Source organism: Rhodococcus sp. YL-1 (assembly GCF_001942025.1).
In the GTDB taxonomy this organism is placed as follows: Bacteria; Actinomycetota; Actinomycetes; order Mycobacteriales; family Mycobacteriaceae; genus Rhodococcus_F; species Rhodococcus_F qingshengii.
In genome coordinates this window covers 1,890,710-1,909,142 of record NZ_CP017299.1, presented here as the reverse complement: position 1 = coordinate 1,909,142, position 18,433 = coordinate 1,890,710, and the positions used below count along the sequence as shown (strand labels likewise).

Genomic DNA, 18,433 nt, shown 5'->3' with positions numbered 1-18,433 from the left:
TAACCGCGGGCGGTTAATAAAGGCGCACAGCACTTGGGGTTACTTGTCGTGAATGATCACGCCACGGATGTTCTTGCCGTCACGTAGATCCTGGTAGCCCTTGTTGACGTCTTCGAGGCTGTAGGTGTTGGTGATCAGTTCGTCGAGCTTGAGCTGACCGGCATCGTAGAGACGCAGCAGTCGCACGATGTCGTACTGCGGATTCATGGACCCGAACAGCGTGCCCTTGATCGTCTTCTGATTCAGCGTCAGGTCGGTACCCGACACGTGAACGGTCAGCTTGGCGGGGTCGGCGAGTCCCGTGATCACCACGGTGCCACCCTTGCCAATCACTGCCGTCGCTGCACTGACCACGTCCTCGTCGACGGTGCCGACAAGGATGAGCGCAGCGTCGGCACCCTGTCCCCACGTCAGCTCGTTGACCTTGGCAGCGGCGCTCTCGGCGTCTGCAAAGGCATGCGTGGCACCGAACTTCAGTGCGGTCTCACGCTTGAGAGCAACCGGATCGACCACAACGACGTACTTGCAGCCGGCCGAAACCGCACCTTGAACGGCATTAATGCCGAGGCCACCGATGCCGTAGATCACCGCGGTGTCACCGGCGCGGAGGTTGCCTGCGTTGACGGCCGTTCCCCAACCCGACGGCACACCGCAGCCGACGACCACTGCCGTCTCCAAGGGAAGCCAGTCGTCGATCTTGACTACCGAGTGCTGAGAAATGGTGGCGCGCTCGGAGAACGTTCCCAACATGCACATTCCGCCGAAATCCATTCCGTTGCCGTGGAAACGGAAGGAACCGTCGGGCATCGAGCCTTCGAGGATGGTGGCACCCATGTCGCAGAGGTTCTGGCGACCGGTCGAGCAGTAGCGACAGGTGCCGCAGTTGGGGATGAAGCTACACACGACATGGTCGCCCGGCTTGACCTTCGTGACGCCTGGGCCGACCTCTTCGATGATGCCCGAGCCTTCGTGTCCGCCGACGATCGGGTAACGCGGCGGGAGATCACCGTCGGTCAGGTGCAGATCCGAATGGCACAGTCCGGCAGCGGTGTACTTGATCAGTACCTCACCCACACCCGGGCCGTCGAGGTCGAGTTCCATGATCTCGAAAGGCTTTCCGGGCTCGAGCAGTACAGCAGCTTTGGTCTTCACTGGTGATCTCCTTGATTGTCGGACGAGAGAATGAGCGATGGGGTCGGTCAGAGAGCGATGTTGACGGCCTTGGTCTGGGTGTAGAGATCGATAGCCGAAGCGCCGAGCTCGCGGCCCCAGCCGGACTGCTTGTATCCACCGAAGGGCATTGCAGTGTCGAAGCCGTTGTACTGGTTGATCCACACCGAACCGGCCTTCAAGCGCTTCGCCGTGCGGTGAGCCTTGGAAATGTCCCGGGTCCAGATGCCGGCGGCCAAGCCGTAGATGGAATCGTTTGCGGCAGTGATCGGTCCGTCGTCCGCATTGAACGGCAGCGCCGCCACGACGGGTCCGAAGATCTCCTCCTGAACGATGGAGAATTCGGGCTTGACGTCAACGAAGACGGTCGGCTCGACGAAGTAGCCCTGATCGCCCCAGCGGTTGCCGCCCGTCAGTGCACGTGCGCCGTCGGCGATTCCCTCACGCAGGTAGCCGGTCACCTTGTCGAACTGCTCCTGCGAGACCAGCGGTCCGAGCTGGGTGGTGGGATCGAGGCCGGGTCCGATCTTGACCTGACTCGCTGCGTGCGCGACGGCCTCGGTGAACTTCTCGAAGATGGTGTCCTCGACGTACAGACGAGTACCCGCAACGCAGCACTGTCCGTGGTTGAACAGCCACGCGTTGAGCGAACCCTCCACTGCGGAATCGAAATCGGCGTCGGCGAACACGATATTGGGGCTCTTGCCACCGAGCTCGAGCGTAACCTTCTTCAGATTGCCCTTGGCGGCGTCGACGATCTTCTTACCCACCTCGGTGGAACCGGTGAACGCGACCTTGTCCACGTCGTCGTGGCCGGACAGAGCAGCACCTGCATCGCCGAAGCCGGGAACGATGTTGACGACTCCGGGCGGGAAGCCGGCTTCTTCGAAGACCTCCGCGAGAAGCAGTGCGGTGAGCGGGGTCTGCTCGGCGGGCTTGAGGATCACCGTGTTGCCGGCGGCGAGCGCGGGGGCGAGCTTCCACGACGACATCAGCAGCGGGAAGTTCCACGGCACGATCAGTCCACAGACGCCGATCGCCTCACGCAGGGTGTAGGCGTGGAACTCGCCGCCCGGAGAGAAGGGCATCGACACGTTGACAGTGCTGCCTTCGATCTTGGTGGCCCAACCCGCGTAGTAGCGGAAAACGTCTGCGGCCCAAGCCACGTCGACGGCGGTGGCGATGGCAACGGACTTGCCGTTGTCGAGAGCTTCGAGCTGACCGAATTCCTCGGCACGAGCACTGAGAATGTCGCCGACGCGCCAGATCATCCGCTCGCGCTCGTTTGCCTTCATACGTGACCAGGGGCCGTCCTCGAAAGCCGTTCGAGCGGCACGTACCGCGCGGTCGATGTCTTCGGCCTGACCGTGTGCCACGTCTGCGAGCTTCTGTCCGTCAGCCGGGTTGTACGTCGCGAAGGTCTGACCCGAAGCGGCGTCGACGAATTCGCCGCCGATGTAGAGCTTCTTCGGTCCGTTCAGGAAACCCTGTACCGCGGAACTGATGGTGTGTTCGGCTACTGCCGTCATCGGAAACTCCCCTGAAGTAGTGAGGTGCGAATGTGATGCACGCCATACTTCCGCGCTTCCGGGGGTGCTAACTGTCCGAACTTTGTACAACTGAAGTCGGACAGCAAACTACACAGTGATGTCGAGCGCCCGCATCCGTGTGTAGAGAGTGCTTCGGCTGATTCCGAGTTGCGCCGACGCGTGAACCTTGTTGCCGCCGCAGTCTTTCAACGCTCCGATGATCGCCTGGCGCTCGGCTTTCTCCCGCCCTGCCAACCGCGACACCTTGGTCGTGGTGCGATAGTCCTCGGGCAGATCAGCGACGTCGATGCGATTGCTCGAGCGTTCATCCGAGGCGCGATTCAACACGACGCGCAATTCGGCCAGGTTGCCCGGCCAGTTGGCCGCCGCGAGTGCTTCGGCAGCGCTGGCGGTCAATCTCAGTTCTGGTGAGATCCCCTCCAACATGACTTGTGCCAACTCGGCGATCTCAGCCTGTCGCTCGCGCAGTGGGGTGATGACAACCCGGGAGGCGCATCGTGAGAGCAGCGCGGCGATGGTCGGCGGAAGATCAACTGCCGCTCCGCTGGTCAGTACGATTTTCGGCCCCTCGGCGCTGGCGTCGATCAGGTCTGCGACCAGCGGCAACACCGAGTCAGGAAGGAGTTGTACCTGTTCGATCACGACCACGCCCGAACGCTTACGGGATGCTCGCACGAGATCGGTGACCCATTGCTCACGGCCGTCGAACGCGATTCGCGTGGCATCGAGCCAACTCGCATCGACACTGCCGACGACGTCCGATGCTGCCGAGGTTCGGCCGGATCCCGCTTCACCAGAGATCGCCACGGCGGCAGAGGTTGCCCGCGCCCGCATCAGGTCGCGCCGCAGTCGTTCGCCCGGAGACGGTGCCCGCTCGTGCGTTCTGCGGATCGGTGCCCGTTCCCGTTGGAGTGGTTCGACCAGGAAGAGCGCACCACCGTCAGCCCCGGAAATCCGGTCGGCTTGAACTCGCGCCAGCGCGCCGGACGCCAATTCGACTGTCACCAATCGTGATTGGTCCGGATTCAGGTCGGCAATCAAGGAACGGAGCGATACATGGTCTGCGGTGTCGAGCAGATCCAAAGCGGTTCGGTTGCTCAGCAGGATGTCGTCGCCGATGGCCGCGACGGCAATGTGGCGCTGATGTGAAACTCGCTGGAATGCGTCGACCAGCCGCTGCTCCGATGCTTTCGAGCCTTCGAGCAACCGTTTCTCGATGTCCGCTGCAGCACGCGCAAGGAAGGGCGCGAACAGTGGGTTGGCCTGCGAGACAACGCCGGTCATGTCGAGAATGCCCTCGACACGACGTGTGACGGGATGCAGGATCGGCTGTCCGTAGCAGCTCAAACCCTTGAGACTGTCGAGGAAATGCTCGTCACCGTGGATCACCACGCTTCGTCCGACCTCGAGGGGCGTACCAAGCGCGTTGGTGCCGGCGTGCTCTTCACCGAAGCGTGAACCGTTGACGACACCCAACCGCTCGATCGTTCGCTCGACGCGACTGTCGGAGTACACCGAAGCGACCACGCGGCATTCGCGATCAGCAAGCAGCACGCAGAAACCGGTGCCCGCGATCTGTTGCGAAACTTCGTCGAGCACGGGTGCGGCGGCCCGGAGCAGACGAGACTCACCGTCCTGCTCCTCGGTGTCCACGGCGATGGCCGACGACGGGTCGAGGCCACTGAGTCGAGAACGCTTCCAGGAGAGCGCGATCTCGGGGCGTACCGGCTCACGCTCCCCTGGGTTCGCGGACATACTCTCAGGCCTGACCGATCAATTCGATCGCCTGTTCTCGCATCGCGATCTTGCGGACCTTGCCCGTGACTGTCATCGGGAACTCGTCGACGACATGGACGTACCGCGGAATCTTGTAGTGCGCGAGCTTGCCGGTGCAGAACGCGCGGACCGAATCGGCGTCGAGCTCGTCTGCACCTTCGCGCATCTGGACCCACACCATCAATTCCTCGCCGTACTTTGCGTCGGGTACGCCGATGACCTGCGCATCGAGAATGTCGGGGTGGGTGTAGAGAAACTCCTCGATCTCACGCGGATAGACGTTCTCGCCACCGCGGATGACCATGTCCTTGATGCGTCCCGTGATGGCGACGTATCCGGCCTCGTCCATGACTCCGATGTCTCCGGTGTGCATCCACCGGGCAGCGTCGATCGCCTCGGCGGTCTTCTCCGGGTTCTCCCAGTATCCGAGCATGACCGAGTAACCACGCGTGCACAGTTCACCAGGTTCGCCGCGGGGCACCGTCAATCCGGTTGCCGGATCGACGATCTTGATCTCGAGATGCGGCCCTACCCGGCCGACCGTTTCGGTGCGCTGCTCGATCGAATCGTCCGAGCGGGTCTGCAACGACACCGGCGAGGTCTCCGTCATGCCGTAGCAGATGGACACCTCCGACATGCCCATGCGATCGATGACCTGCTTCATCACCTCGACCGGGCAGGGCGAGCCCGCCATGATGCCGGTGCGAAGGGACGACAGATCGAAGCTGTCGAAGTCAGGCAACGCCAACTCCGCGATGAACATCGTCGGAACGCCGTAGAGGGACGTGCACTTTTCAGCCTGAACGGCTTCGAGCGAAGCACGCGGATCGAAAGCCGGACCCGGAATGACCATGGCAGCACCGTGACTGGTGCACGCAAGGTTGCCCATCACCATGCCGAAACAGTGGTAGAACGGCACCGGGATGCACACCCGATCGACCTCGCTGTAGTGGCACAACTCGCCGACGAAATAGCCGTTGTTGAGGATGTTGTGGTGACTGAGCGTCGCGCCCTTCGGGAAACCAGTAGTACCCGAGGTGTATTGGATGTTGATCGCGTCGTCGGCCGACAACGCGGCCTGCGCTGCGGCGAGCGGAGCCGGATCGCTTGCCTGCGCCGCCAAGCCGTCTGCAAGCACCGCGCCCCACTCGGGTGAACCGAGCAGGAGCACCGACGTCAGATCCGGGCACTGCGGCCGCACCGTCTCGATCATCGACGCGTAGTCCGAGGTCTTGAAGCTGGCCGCAGACACCAGCGTCGAGATCCCGGCCTGCTCGAGTACGTACTGCAACTCGTGCGAGCGGTACGCCGGATTGATGTTGACCAGGATCGCGCCGACCTTTGCCGTCGCGTATTGCGTGAACGTCCATTCCGGACAGTTGGGAGCCCAGATTCCTACCCGATCGCCCTTCCCCACACCACGGGAAAGTAGTCCGGCAGCGAGCCCGTTCACCTGCTCGGCGAACTCCCGGTACGTCCATCGTCGACCGCTGGCGTGGTCGATCAACGCATCGCGGTCGCCGTGTGCGGCAACCGTGCGATCGAGGTTGTCTCCGATGGTGTCGCCCAGCATCGGACCGTCCCATACTCCGGACGTATAGCTGGGCAGCGGCGTACTCATGTGTTCTGTCCTCTCCGGTTACCTGTTCAGGCACCTATGAGAGGGGCCGCCGCAGCGGACCCTCTCATCTACGAATTTACTCGATTCGGTGTGATGCACGACATACTTCCCGGTGCGGGGTGGCCGTAACTGTTCAGAGTCCGGACACCCCACCCGCCTGCTGTGCGCCTTTATTAACCGCCGGCGGTTAATAAAGGCGCACAGTGGTTACAGCGCGTGGTCCTTGGTCTCGACGAGCGCCCAGGTGCAGACCAGACTCACCACACCGAGGATTGCCAACATGATTCCGATGGCCATACTCCCGTAGGCCGAGGCCAGCGGTGCGGCGATCAGCGGCGGCACTGCGCCGCCGAGCACTCCGGCGAGGTTGTAGCCGAGGCCGGCACCGGTGTAGCGGTAGCGGGTCTGGAACATTTCCGGAAGCAGCGCACCGCAGGGGCCGTACGCGATTCCGAAGATCATCAGCGTGCCGAACATTCCGAGGATGAACGCGATCGGTGTTCCGGTGTCCAGGAGCGGGAACAGAATGAGCGCCCACACCACAGCCAGACCACAAGAGATCATGATGACCTTGCGACGCCCGATGCGGTCCGAGTACAGGGCGGAGACGATGATCGCGGCACCGAAGACGAAGGCGGAAGCGATACCGACCGACAGGACGAACGGGCGGGAGAAGCCGAGGGTCTTGGTTCCGTAGCTCGTGAGGAACGCCGTGCCCATGTAGAAGAACGCGAACAGGCAAGCGAGGGCGCCGGCCGAGAGGAGGATTTCCTTGGTCTGGAACCGCCAGGCATCCAGGAACGGGAGGGTGCGAGGTGCTTCGTTCTTCTGCTCTGCAACGCGCTCTGCCTGCTCCGCCTTGAAGACCGGGGTCTCCTCGATAGCGAGTCGCATGTAGAGGCCGATGCCGACCAACACGATGGAGAACAGGAACGGGATACGCCAGCCGTAGTCGAGGAAGGCCTGATTGGTGTCGCCGAGAACAGCGCCGGTGATGAGGAATGTACTGCTCGAGAGCACGAAGGCGATTGCGGGGCCGAGCTGCGGGAACATCGCATACAGACCACGTTTGCCCGGTGGGGCGTATTCCGCGGTGAGCAGAGTTGCGCCGGCCCATTCACCACCGACCGCGAAGCCTTGGCCGAATCGCAAGAGCACCAGGATGATCGGAGCCGCAACACCGATGGTTGCCGCACCGGGCAGCAAGCCGATCAGGAGCGTCGAGATACCCATGAGCAGGAGCGTCGAGATCAGCGTCTTCTTGCGACCGATGCGATCACCGAAGTGTCCGAACAACATTGCGCCGACGGGCCGGGCAATGAATGCGACTGCGAAAGTCGCAAACGATGCGACAGTTCCCGCAGTGGCACCGAGCGCGGGGAAGAACACCGTCGGAAAGACAAGTGCCGCAGCGGTTCCGTAGATGAAGAAGTCGTAGAACTCGATAGTCGTGCCGATACAACTCGCGATTGCGACGCGCCGCACACTGGTGGTGTTCTGCGGGGGCTGCGTCGCACCTGCGGCTCTCGCACCCCCGGCGCCGGCGGCACTGGTGCCGCCTGTGGGAGAGACTGTGGTCACTCGATTCCTCCGTGGTCCCGTGGTGTCGCCCTGTGGGCATCACCGTCGATAGGAGGAAAGGTAGTGATGTGGCTCACCCCGCACTACCCCCGAAAGGGGGTACGAGTGATCTAGGTCACGACTTGTATGCAATGGTAACGAGTTTCACGCCCCTCGGCATGCCGCAGGCCGTCCGATTCGTTCTCACGAATCGGACGGCCCTCGAGAAACGGCGTCACGGTGCAACGCTACGGATCAAGCCTTACCGGCAGCCCCGAACAGTTCCTGACGGATCTCGCCCCACACCGTGGCGTAGGAGTCGATGATCGGTTCGGAAATCCACTTGGACTCCCCCGCTTTCACTTTCGCGAGAGCATCCGAGAAGAGATCCTGGTAACGAGACAACCGCGGAACGAATGCCGACAGATCGTCGAACAGGTTTGCAGCCCGGCGATCCAACTCTGCAAGGGAATCCGCATCTGCGTCGTCGATGAGCGCGGCGAACTCCTCGTCCAAGGGAAGGAACGCCTCGTACACCTCACCGATGGAGTCCTCGTCGATCGAGACGCGCTCGGCGTCCAACTGATCTTCGAGTTCTGCCAAACCTTTCTCGGTCAGGCTGATGGCGTTTTCCGCTTCGACCGCTTTGCCCTGCGCGACAAGTGCGTCGTACGCAGCTTGACCGGAAGCCGAGCTGACGCCCAGGTGCTCGGCCAGGACGACCGCTCCGACCCGCTCCTTGAGACGTACCGCTTGGAGCAGTGCCAACTCGTCCACATTGCCAGCGAAGGCCATCGATTTCTCCTACTCACGTGCCGCCTCTGCGGCTCCAGCATCACAGCGGACACCCGTGGGTTTCCGCAGCCCGACAAAGGGCTCGACAGAATCAGATCACACACGCTTAGCCGTGTGTCGAGTAACTTACGATGGGCTCCCCGAATGACAATTCGGACGATCCGGTATGTTTGCAGTGTGATAGCTCCAATGGTGTCTGTAATAATCCCCTGCCTGAACGTCATGAAATACATCGACGTCCAGTTGGTTGCCTTGAGCGAGCAGAACTTCGGCGGAGTTTTCGAGGTCATCGTGAGTGACAATGGATCGACAGACGGTCTCGAACAGCACATTGCAAATCACCCGCTCACGGCTGAGCTCAACCTTCGATATATAGATTCTTCTCAGAGAGCTGGCATCAGCTTTGCCAGGAACAATGGGTCGGCATATGCGCGTGGGCAATTTCTTGCATTTTGCGACGGAGACGACCGTGTTCACAGTTCCTGGCTGACCCAACTGCTTCTTTCGGCCGAATTCGCCGACCTGATCGCCGGCGGCGTGGAATCAGAATCGATCAATTCGTCGGAAGTGCATTCATGGCGGCCACTTGCCTCGACCGACGGGTTGGTTCTCGGCCGCTTTCTCCCTTCTGCGATGGGGTGCAACATTGGAATCTGGAAGCGCGCCTTCGATTCTATTGGCGGCTTTGACGAATCGATGACAGCGGGCGAGGATGTCGAATTTTCGTGGCGAGCCCAGATCTCAGGGCTGTCCTTCGCCCACGCACCTAAGGCAACCGTCGCCTACCGGCTTAGATCAACCCTTAGAGGAACATGGCACCAGACCGTGTCGTACGGCATGGCTGAAGTCGAGCTATTTCTTGCATTTCGGGACTACGGGGTCCAACGACCGACGATGAAATCTTCGCTCACGACGCTTGCCGGCCTGATCTTGCTGAATCCGTTGATTCCACAAAGGCTCAGCGGAATGCCGCGGGGTCGATGGATCGCCTTTGCCGGTCTACAGGTGGGCAAGCTCAAATGCGCCGCCAGGAATCGCACCTTCTACTTCTGAGCGCCCGATATCGTTTCAGGCGACGGAATCGACCTGATCGGGGATCACGCTGCCGTCTGCACGAGTCACGGCGCCTTTCTCCCCGGCCGCGTCGGTGTAAGCATCGGTCGAGCAGCGATAGGGAGCATCCGCCTGTGCTTTCGGTTCGATGAACATGGGGTTGACCAGCCATTTCCCGTCACTGTTGTCGTAGGCATTGCACATCAGTTCGGGATTGTTGCGGTTGATCACCAGGCGCGCACCGGTCGCATCTCCGAGGAACGTCACGTCGGTGACAGAATCACCGGCAGCAAATACCTGACGTCGATCGGCGGCCAACTGCTCGAACGCCGTAGGCCCTTGAACCCCGTAGACAACCTCGTTGACCTGGCACCGCTTGCCGTCGATGTACGGAATGACCGAGTCGTCGCCGTCCGCAACGCCACCACACCCACGCAGGCGCCCGGTGAGAACCCCGCCCTCGACGATGGGCCGAACTCCCATCACGTGATCGGCGTCCAATCCCAGCTGTTCCGCCCAGACTCGAACGACCGGTTCGGCCGACGCGGAGATGATCCGCACGTCGAATCCATGAGCGCCGAGGGATTTCACCAAATCTTCGATTTGCGCGTAGTACCGCACCGAGCCGTCGACTTCCGTCGTACCGACGGTCTGATCGGATCCTTCTGCAGCAGCGAGATTCTCGGCACGCGCTGCGCGGGCGTACTCGGTGACCTCGTCCTCGGTGTGCCCTGCCATCAACTGCACGGCCCACGCGTATGCGGCTTTTGTCCGGCGGTGATCGTAACCGTCGAATGCGGCCTGCCCGTCGCGAGTCTTCTCTTCGAGTACCGCAACGATCTCGTCCGCGCAGTCCAAGTCGGTGCTGGTTGCCAACGGTTGCCCCGGCGCGGTCTCGGAGCCGCACGCGGCGGAAAGTGCGGCAGCGCCGGCTGGCGTCATGAAGCGGCTGGTGGTTGCCCAGTCCCCTCCGGCAGGCTGTAACACCTTGTTGTTCTTGATCATCCAGAATGCGGTGGCGCTTCCGATGTCGTTCTTGACAACTGTGTTGTCCCAGTCGAAGAGCGCCAACGGAGCTCCGTCATCGACATCACCTGCAGCTCCACACGTTCCGAACTCCGTCATCATGGCATCCAACGTCACACGGTTGTCGCCGTACCACGCAAGACTGGGATCCAACACCGCGCAGGATGAACCACTCTGCGCCACATCTTCTTTCGCGGCGCTCTCGGCCGAACTACATGCAGTTGCACTCAACAGGACACTACCTACCGCCAACGCACACAGGGCGCGGGCATGCAGCGAACGGAACATCGATTCCCTCGTTTTCGTCGTGATTCGGGTACGACGGCATACCCGAGTGTCGATCGACCCGGGTATGCCGTGCAGTTGTCAATTAATCGAGCGTCAGCACTTCTCCCGACGCAACGGCGTCGGCGCGAGAGGTGTCCTTGAGGTCGACGCCGGAGCGGCCCAACTGGCGCGCTCCCGCCACCAATCCCAGGACGACACGAGCAGCCTGCTCGTATCCGAGTCCCTCGGGTGGGTGGACATTGGAAATGCAGTTTCGATCCGCGTCGGTACGACCGACGCGCGGAAGGTGAGTCAGATAAATCCCGACGCTGTCCGCAACGGAGAGCCCTGGACGTTCGCCGATCAGGACGATCGCCGTCTGCACTCCCATCGCGGCAGCGATGTGATCACCCAGTGCCACACGGGCATTCGTGGCGATCACGGGCGGCGCAATCGAGTACCGCTCCCCCAACACCGTGACCAACGCAGACAGTAATTGCTCGCCGTGGTCCATCAGTGCTCGCGGCGAGAGTCCGTCGGCGAGGATGAACCCGATTTCCTTGTCGGAACTCGCGATCGCACCCAGGTCAGCCGGTTGGCGCCCCAGGTCGGGTCTCCGGAGATACTCACTGCGGGTGGAGACGCTGCTCGCGACCACCACCGGCGCCCCGATGCCCACCCCTTCGACCCGACTGGCAAGCGTCTCGGAGTCGAGTGGCTCGTGGACCGCGTCGCGGGCTGCGGCGTGAGCTGCCTTGAATTCGAGAACCCGCTTGGTGGGCAACGAATCTCCGGCACGCCCCAGCCCGATACGCGATTGTGTGGTCTTGCGCAGTGGACCCCAGAAATCGAGGATCGGTGCCTGATCTTCGGTCATGAGTTCACCGTCAAAGCCCGCAACGGCGACATTTCGGCATCGATCGGAAGAACCCGACCGTTTGCGTCGGTCATCCCCAAGTTGTGGAGCCAGGTCTCGAACTCCGGGGCGGGCTGCAAACCGAGAACCTTACGCACATACAGCGCGTCGTGGAACGCCAGACTTTGATAGCCGAGCATCACGTCGTCGGCGCCGGGCACCGCGATCACGAACGCCGCGCCGGCGACGCCCAGCAAGGTGAGCAGGTTGTCCATGTCGTCTTGATCGGCTTCGGCGTGGTTGGTGTAGCAGACGTCCACTCCCATCGGCAGCCCGAGGAGTTTTCCGCAGAAGTGATCCTCCAAGCCCGCGCGAATGATCTGCTTGCCGTCGTAGAGATACTCGGGACCGATGAAGCCGACCACGGTGTTGACCAGCAGCGGTTCGAGATCACGTGCCACTGCGTATGCCCTGGTCTCGAGTGTCTGCTGATCGACCGGGGCTCCGCCGGTGCCGTAGTGGGCACCTGAGCTGAGGGCGGACCCCTGACCCGTCTCCAGGTACATGACGTTGTTGCCGACCGTTCCGCGGTTCAAGGAGCGCCCGGCCTCGTTGCCCTCACGCAGGAGCGGAATGTTCACTCCGAAACCGGAATTGGCGCCTTCGGTACCGGCAATCGACTGGAAGACGAGATCGACCGGCACCCCCGATTCGATCAGTCCGATCGTGGTGGTCACGTGCGAGAGCACGCACGACTGAGTCGGGATCTCGAATCGCTGACGGATGTCGTCGAGCAGGTGGAGCAGATCCGAGGTGGCCTGGGGTGAATCCGTCGCGGGGTTGATACCGATGACGGCGTCGCCACATCCCATCAGGAGACCGTCCAATGTGGCCGCCGCGATGCCGCGTGGATCGTCTGTCGGGTGGTTTGGCTGGAGTCGGGTGCTCAGCCGGCCGGGCAGTCCGATGGTCGTACGGAACCCCGCGGTCACGGTGATGGCCTTCGCGACGGCGATCAGGTCCTGATTGCGCATGATCTTGCTGACCGCCGCAACCATCTCGGGGGTGAGCCCGGGACTTACGGCGGACAACCGTGCGGAAGCTTCCGGCGCCGACGCGGTCTCGAGCAACCAGTCTCGTAGTCCGCCGACAGTCAGGTGCGCCACCGGCGCAAAGGCCAGGCGATCGTGGCTGTCGATGATGAGCCTGGTTACCTCGTCGTCCTCGTACGGAACCAACAGATCTTCGAGGAACACCGTCAACGGAAGATCAGCCAGAACCCATTGAGCAGCAGCACGTTCGGCGTCGGAGCTTGCCGCGCAACCGGCTAGTTCGTCACCCGACCGCAGTGGTGTCGCTTTTGCCATCAGATCGACGAGACCGTCGAACGAGTAGTTGGTTCCGGATACCTGCTGGTGATACTTGGCCATCCCGCGACTCATCCCAATTCTTCTTCCGCCTGTGCAAGTACAGCAAACTCCTCGTCCGGCGAGTTGGCAACAAGGTGGTGGCGACTGTAGAGACCGAAGTACGCCATGAGAACACCGAAGGCGACCAACGTCAGCAGTGCCGCAACGGGATCGACCAGGAAGGTGGCGACCACCGACACTGCCGCGATCACGAGCGCAAACGAGGTGGTGGCGATACCGCCGGGCGTGCGGTACGGGCGCGGCATGTTCGGCTCACGCTTACGAAGAACGATGTGACTCACCATCATCAGGACGTAGCTCACTGCCGCGCCGAACACCGCCATGTTGAGCAACATTGCACCTTCACCGGTGAGTGAGAGCGCGAAGCCGATGATTCCGGGTACGACGAGAGCGAGAGTGGGGGCCTTGCGCTTGTTGGTCACCGACAGGTTCTTCGGCAGGTAGCCGGCGCGGGAGAGCGCAAACGTCTGGCGTGAGTAGGCGTACATGATCGAGAAGAAGCTCGCGACCAGACCGGCAAGTCCGATGTAGTTGACGGCCTTTGCCGCTCCGCTGTCCCCCAGAGCCTCGACGAGCGGATTTCCGGAGGTGGACAGGGCGTCTGCGCCGAGCGCACCGGTGGCGAGGAAGAGAACCGTTGCGCCTGTGACGATCAGGATCAACATGCTGATGATGATGCCGCGGGGGACGTTCTTCTCCGGCTCACGTGCTTCCTCGGCGGCCAGCGGTACACCTTCGACCGCAAGGAAGAACCAGATCGCGAAGGGCACGGCGGCCCAGATTCCGAGCAGACCGAATGGCAGGAACGACGACGATCCGACTGCGCTGGTGTCGACGGCGATATCGGTGAGGTTGGACGAATCGAAAAGGCCGACAGCCGAAACCGCGAACACGACCAGGCCGACGAGTGCAATGGCGGTGATGATGAACATCGCCTTGAGTGCCTCACCGGCGCCGGTGAGGTGAATGCCGATGAAGATCGCGTACACCGCGAGGTACACCCACCAGCCGTCGGTGATCCCGAACAGGTTCAGGGACTCGACGTACGCACCGATGAAGGTCGCGATCGCTGCGGGTGCTATCGAGTACTCGATGAGAATTGCTGTGCCGGTGGCAAATCCGCCCCAGGGCCCCATGGCCCGTCTGGCAAACGTGTATCCACCACCAGCGGCAGGAAGTGCCGAAGACATCTCGGCCATACCGAGCACCATCGCCAGGTACATACCCGCGATGACAACCGCCGCGATGAGAAGGCCACCGAAACCACCTTCGGCCAGACCGTTGTTCCAGCCGGCGTAGTCACCGGAAATCACATAGCTGACACCCAACCCCGCAAGCAGCACCCACCCTGCTGTTCCCTTTCGGAGTGTTCGTTTCTCCAGATACGAATTGTCTTCCGCATGGAAGTCTGCGCCGTCGTGGTGTGCACCCGCGGCACCGGCGTTTTTGCCGGTTGCGTGGTCGGAAAGAGACATGTCCATCCTCTGAATCGGTCAAGAATGAGACGACGCACGGTGGATGCGTCGCGTGAAATGAACGGTATGTGGGCGATGTACGGAGAAGGTCGCCTGGAGATGACCGTGCTGTTAACTGGCTGTCATGTGAGCGGCCCCGAGTCTGTTCAGATCTTCTTCAGGCTGCCGTTCTCAAGATCGGGCGGCCGCGCCCGGCACCGGGCAGGCATCGACGGCCTCGGCGACCACCTGGGGAACCGTCGGGGGCAAAGGACGCATGCCCGCTTCCCAATCAGCGCCCACGAGAATGCTCGACGCGCCGAGTGCTTCGTTTTCGTCCGGTGTGAATGCCCTTGCTCGACTGAGGAATCTGAATCCTTCAGGAGACTCCAGGCTGAATCCACTGCCGCGGCCGGGCACGACGTCCAGCACCAACTGGGTGTGCTTCCAGGCTTCGAACTGTGATCCGGAAATCCAGACCTGTACAGCGTCGGTTCCGGTGGGAAGGTCTTCGGGAGTCTCTCCGACAGCAAGTCGGAGATCGACGATTCCGAGTAGTACGTCACGGTCCCCGACGATGAATTCGCCTGAGGGATAACACATCGGGGCCGAGCCGTCGCAGCATCCGCCGGATTGATGCATCATCAGTTCGCCGTGAGTCCCGCTGAGGCGGCGCAGGAGGTCAGCCGCCCCAGCGGTGGTCACCAACCGGGGTGGAACGGCGCCGGTATCGGGTGTGTCCGTGGCGCTCATTCCAACCTCCGTGTGTTTGTGCAGGTTTCGCGTGTTGCAGTCTTGCTCACCGGCACCCGCAGCGAGGGGCTCACGGGTGCCGGTGGGTAGATCAGAAGAAGCCCTGAGCCTTCTGGGCGTAGCTGACCAGGAGGTTCTTGGTCTGCTGGTAGTGCGAGAGCATCATCAGGTGGTTCTCGCGGCCGATGCCGGACTGCTTGTATCCACCGAAAGCTGCGTGTGCCGGGTACTGGTGGTACGTGTTGGTCCAGACGCGACCGGCTTGGATGTCGCGGCCTGCGCGGTAAGCAACTCCGCCGTCGCGGGACCAGACACCGGCGCCCAAACCGTAGAGCGTGTCGTTGGCGATTTCGATGGCCTCGTCGTAGTCCTTGAACGAGGTGACCGAGACGACGGGTCCGAAGATCTCTTCCTGGAAGATGCGCATCTTGTTGTTGCCGGTGAACACCGTCGGCTGGACGTAGTAGCCGCCGGACAGGTCTCCGCCAAGTTCGGCTCGCTCACCACCGGTGATGACCTTGGCGCCTTCGGCCTTGCCGATCTCGATGTACGAGAGGATCTTCTCGAGCTGATCGTTGCTGGCCTGGGCACCGATCATGGTGTCGGTGTCGAGCGGATCCCCTTGGCGCACAGCCTTGGTGCGGATGGCTGCCATCGCGAGGAACTCGTCGAAGATGTCTTCCTGGATCAGCGAACGTGACGGGCAGGTGCAGACCTCGCCCTGGTTGAGGGCGAACATCGTGAAGCCCTCGAGTGCCTTGTCCTGGTAGTCGTCGTTTGAGGCGAGAACGTCGGAGAAGAAGATGTTGGGGCTCTTGCCACCGAGTTCGAGGGTGACGGGGATAAGGTTCTGCGACGCGTACTGCATGATCAGGCGACCGGTGGTGGTCTCACCGGTGAACGCGATCTTCTTGATACGCGGGCTGGACGCGAGCGGCTTTCCGGCCTCGACGCCGAAGCCGTTGACGATGTTGAGAACACCGGCAGGCAGCAGGTCACCGATGATGCCGATGAGGTGCAGGATCGAGACTGGCGTCTGCTCGGCAGGCTTGAGCACGATGGCATTGCCGGCAGCGAGGGCGGGGGCAAGCTTCCACACGGCCATGAGGATCGGGAAGTTCCACGGAATGATCTGGCCGACTACGCCGAGCGGCTCGTGGAAGTGGTACGCCACGGTGTCGGAGTTGATCTCCGAGAGCGAACCTTCCTGTGCGCGAATAGCTCCCGCGAAGTATCGGAAGTGATCGATGGCGAGCGGAATGTCGGCGTTGAGGGTCTCGCGGATCGGCTTGCCGTTGTCCCACGACTCGGCGAGTGCGATGGATTCGAGGTTCTCCTCCATACGATCAGCGATCTTGTTCAAGATGATCGCGCGCTCGGCGACCGAGGTCTTGCCCCAGGCCGGAGCTGCTGCGTGCGCTGCGTCGAGAGCGAGTTCGATGTCTTCTGCGGTGGAACGAGCCACATCACAGAAATTCTGTCCGGTCACCGGTGTCGGGTTCTCGAAGTACTGACCCTTGACCGGAGCAACCCATTCGTTGCCGATCCAGTTGTCGTATCGAGACTGGAAGGACATGATCGCGTCGGCGGTACCTGGGCGGGCGTACACGGTCATTGCAAGCTCCTATGTAAACGTGTTCTTCCTGGGCGCACCCACCAAATCGGTGACTGCAATCCCACCCCCCGGTGGGGTGTGATTCACAACACTAGGAGTTGCAACGTTGCAAGTACGTTGCGTGCGAGAAACGCGGATGATTCTCAGATGCCCAATTGGCGGTCGAGGAGATCAATTCTTGCCTGGACCTGCGAATACAACGGAGATTGAGGATCCAACGTGGACAGGTAGGCCTCCCACACGACTGAGTCTTCGCGGCCGTGCACCGACGTGGTCCACCGGGCCAGAAGGTTGGCGTCACCTCCACGCAGCAGAGCTGCCTGGACCCTGGTGCGTAGTTCTTCCCGCACCTCTTCGATGCCGGGAGACGCCGAGCCCGCCAGCACCGGGCCCGAATACAGTTTCATCGCCGTCGCTGCGTCGCCTCGATCCAACGCTGCCCGCACCTCGCCGACATCTGTCGTGAACTCCGTGATGATCCGATAGGGGCGCGAAGCCAGCCGGTCGGCACCGAAAACCTTACGAAGCCGCGACATTTCCGCGCGAATGGTCACTGCGTCGAGTTCGCCCTCGTCGAGCAGGACCGCAAGGTGGTCGGAGCTGAGACCCTCCGGGTGTTCGGAAAGCAGAAGGAGAATCTCGGCGTGACGCTGCGAAATCGGGATGCGGTCACCGCCGCGAACCAACGTCGGCCGGCCGGCACCGAATGTTTCGAGGCGCGGAGCCGTGGCACTGAGTGGGATGGGCGAGTTCAAGAGATGGAATCGCAATTCCGATTCGGCGGCCGCGACAGTTGCACGGATCAGTGACAGCACTTCGGGAACCGCAACCCTGGGACCACCGGTGATGTCGATGGCACCAAGGATTTGCCCAGTGGTGGGATCGTGGACGGGTGCGGCCGAACAACTCCAGTCGTGCACGGTTCGGTTGAAATGCTCGGATCCGAAAATCTGTACGGAGTGATCGAGAGCAAGCGCCGTTCCCGGCGCATTGGTGCCGACACGATCTTCGCTCCAGTCGGCGCCCTCGACGAAGTTCATGGACAACGCCTTGTCCTTGGCCGAGTTGTCACCCTCCACCCAGAGCAATCGACCGTGTGCGTCACTGATCGCGATCAGTAGTCCGGTCTCGGCAGCATCTTCCACCAGGAGTTTCCGAATCACCGGACGGATCAGTGACATGGGATGCGCGGAGCGATACTTTTCGAGCTCCAACCCTTCGAGCATCTCAGGGTTGCCGACCACATCGGGATTTACCCCCTTGTTGCGGCTCCGCATCCAGGACTCGAGTACGACCGAGCGGACATGGGAGTCGTCGGTCAGCCCCTGGCCGGGCACGCCGCGAGCATCGATGAACGACTGATGGGCAGACGAAAGTCGCCGCGCGAGTAACGCGACGTCATCGCCTGGCCTGACCGCCACCCACGGGTTGCCGGGCACAGCCTGTTCACGTGCCATATTTTGCGTTCCTCCGCTCCGTGGACCACTGTAACGCCGATCACAGCCCA

Annotated in this window: 14 protein-coding genes; 1 reads left to right on the top strand and 13 read right to left on the bottom strand. The window is 61.9% G+C overall.

From position 1 onward, the window contains the following. Positions 1 to 39: 39 nt before the first annotated feature. The 6 genes from BH682_RS09075 to BH682_RS09050 all read right to left on the bottom strand — a co-directional run bounded on the left by BH682_RS09075 (position 40) and on the right by BH682_RS09050 (position 8,472). Complete coding sequence (locus tag BH682_RS09075; RefSeq protein WP_003942086.1) at positions 40 to 1,152, bottom strand: NDMA-dependent alcohol dehydrogenase; 1,113 nt, start codon at positions 1,150 to 1,152, stop codon at positions 40 to 42. Between the two features lie 47 nt (positions 1,153 to 1,199). Continuing rightward, positions 1,200 to 2,699, bottom strand: a complete 1,500-nt coding sequence (locus tag BH682_RS09070; protein ID WP_019744236.1) for an aldehyde dehydrogenase family protein — start codon at positions 2,697 to 2,699, stop codon at positions 1,200 to 1,202. A 108-nt stretch (positions 2,700 to 2,807) separates the two neighbouring features. Beyond that, positions 2,808 to 4,475 (bottom strand): sigma-54-dependent Fis family transcriptional regulator, encoded by a 1,668-nt coding sequence (locus BH682_RS09065; RefSeq protein WP_058038111.1) that lies wholly within the window; start codon positions 4,473 to 4,475, stop codon positions 2,808 to 2,810. A gap of 4 nt (positions 4,476 to 4,479) precedes the next feature. Next, positions 4,480 to 6,117: an AMP-binding protein gene (locus tag BH682_RS09060; RefSeq protein ID WP_075832708.1), complete on the bottom strand. Its 1,638-nt coding sequence runs from the start codon at positions 6,115 to 6,117 to the stop codon at positions 4,480 to 4,482. A gap of 207 nt (positions 6,118 to 6,324) precedes the next feature. Next, a complete protein-coding gene (locus BH682_RS09055) occupies positions 6,325 to 7,602 on the bottom strand; it encodes an MFS transporter (protein ID WP_020906868.1) in 1,278 nt (425 codons plus the stop codon). 330 nt (positions 7,603 to 7,932) lie between these two features. After that, entirely contained in the window at positions 7,933 to 8,472 is a 540-nt protein-coding gene (locus BH682_RS09050; RefSeq protein ID WP_075832704.1) for a hypothetical protein, read from the bottom strand. A gap of 144 nt (positions 8,473 to 8,616) precedes the next feature. Between BH682_RS09050 and BH682_RS09045 the strand changes: the two genes are divergently transcribed. Then, a complete protein-coding gene (locus BH682_RS09045) occupies positions 8,617 to 9,525 on the top strand; it encodes a glycosyltransferase (protein WP_082900974.1) in 909 nt (302 codons plus the stop codon). Between the two features lie 15 nt (positions 9,526 to 9,540). Here the strand turns inward: BH682_RS09045 and BH682_RS09040 are convergent, their stop codons facing one another. The 7 genes from BH682_RS09040 to BH682_RS09010 form a co-directional block, all read right to left on the bottom strand. Then, positions 9,541 to 10,839 carry an HAD-IB family phosphatase gene (locus BH682_RS09040; RefSeq protein WP_075832702.1) on the bottom strand — a complete coding sequence of 433 codons (1,299 nt, stop codon included), beginning with the start codon at positions 10,837 to 10,839 and terminating at the stop codon, positions 9,541 to 9,543. 82 nt (positions 10,840 to 10,921) lie between these two features. Further along, complete coding sequence (eutC, locus tag BH682_RS09035) at positions 10,922 to 11,695, bottom strand: ethanolamine ammonia-lyase subunit EutC (protein ID WP_075832699.1); 774 nt, start codon at positions 11,693 to 11,695, stop codon at positions 10,922 to 10,924. Then, the gene (locus tag BH682_RS09030; RefSeq protein ID WP_019744243.1) at positions 11,692 to 13,116 is read right to left on the bottom strand and encodes an ethanolamine ammonia-lyase subunit EutB; all 1,425 of its coding nucleotides are present in this window, start codon (positions 13,114 to 13,116) and stop codon (positions 11,692 to 11,694) included. Before BH682_RS09030 ends, eutC begins: the two co-directional genes overlap by 4 nt. After that, entirely contained in the window at positions 13,113 to 14,585 is a 1,473-nt protein-coding gene (eat, locus tag BH682_RS09025; RefSeq protein ID WP_003941913.1) for an ethanolamine permease, read from the bottom strand. The genes BH682_RS09030 and eat overlap by 4 nt, the downstream gene beginning before the upstream one ends. Positions 14,586 to 14,750: 165 nt before the next feature. After that, a complete protein-coding gene (locus tag BH682_RS09020) occupies positions 14,751 to 15,311 on the bottom strand; it encodes a DUF779 domain-containing protein (protein WP_058038116.1) in 561 nt (186 codons plus the stop codon). 91 nt (positions 15,312 to 15,402) lie between these two features. Continuing rightward, on the bottom strand, positions 15,403 to 16,926 hold the full coding sequence (gene adh, locus BH682_RS09015) for an aldehyde dehydrogenase (RefSeq protein ID WP_007730158.1): 1,524 nt from the start codon (positions 16,924 to 16,926) through the stop codon (positions 15,403 to 15,405). A 143-nt stretch (positions 16,927 to 17,069) separates the two neighbouring features. Then, positions 17,070 to 18,383, bottom strand: coding sequence for a helix-turn-helix domain-containing protein (locus tag BH682_RS09010; protein ID WP_047268928.1), 1,314 nt, complete (start codon positions 18,381 to 18,383; stop codon positions 17,070 to 17,072). Positions 18,384 to 18,433 lie beyond the last annotated feature (50 nt).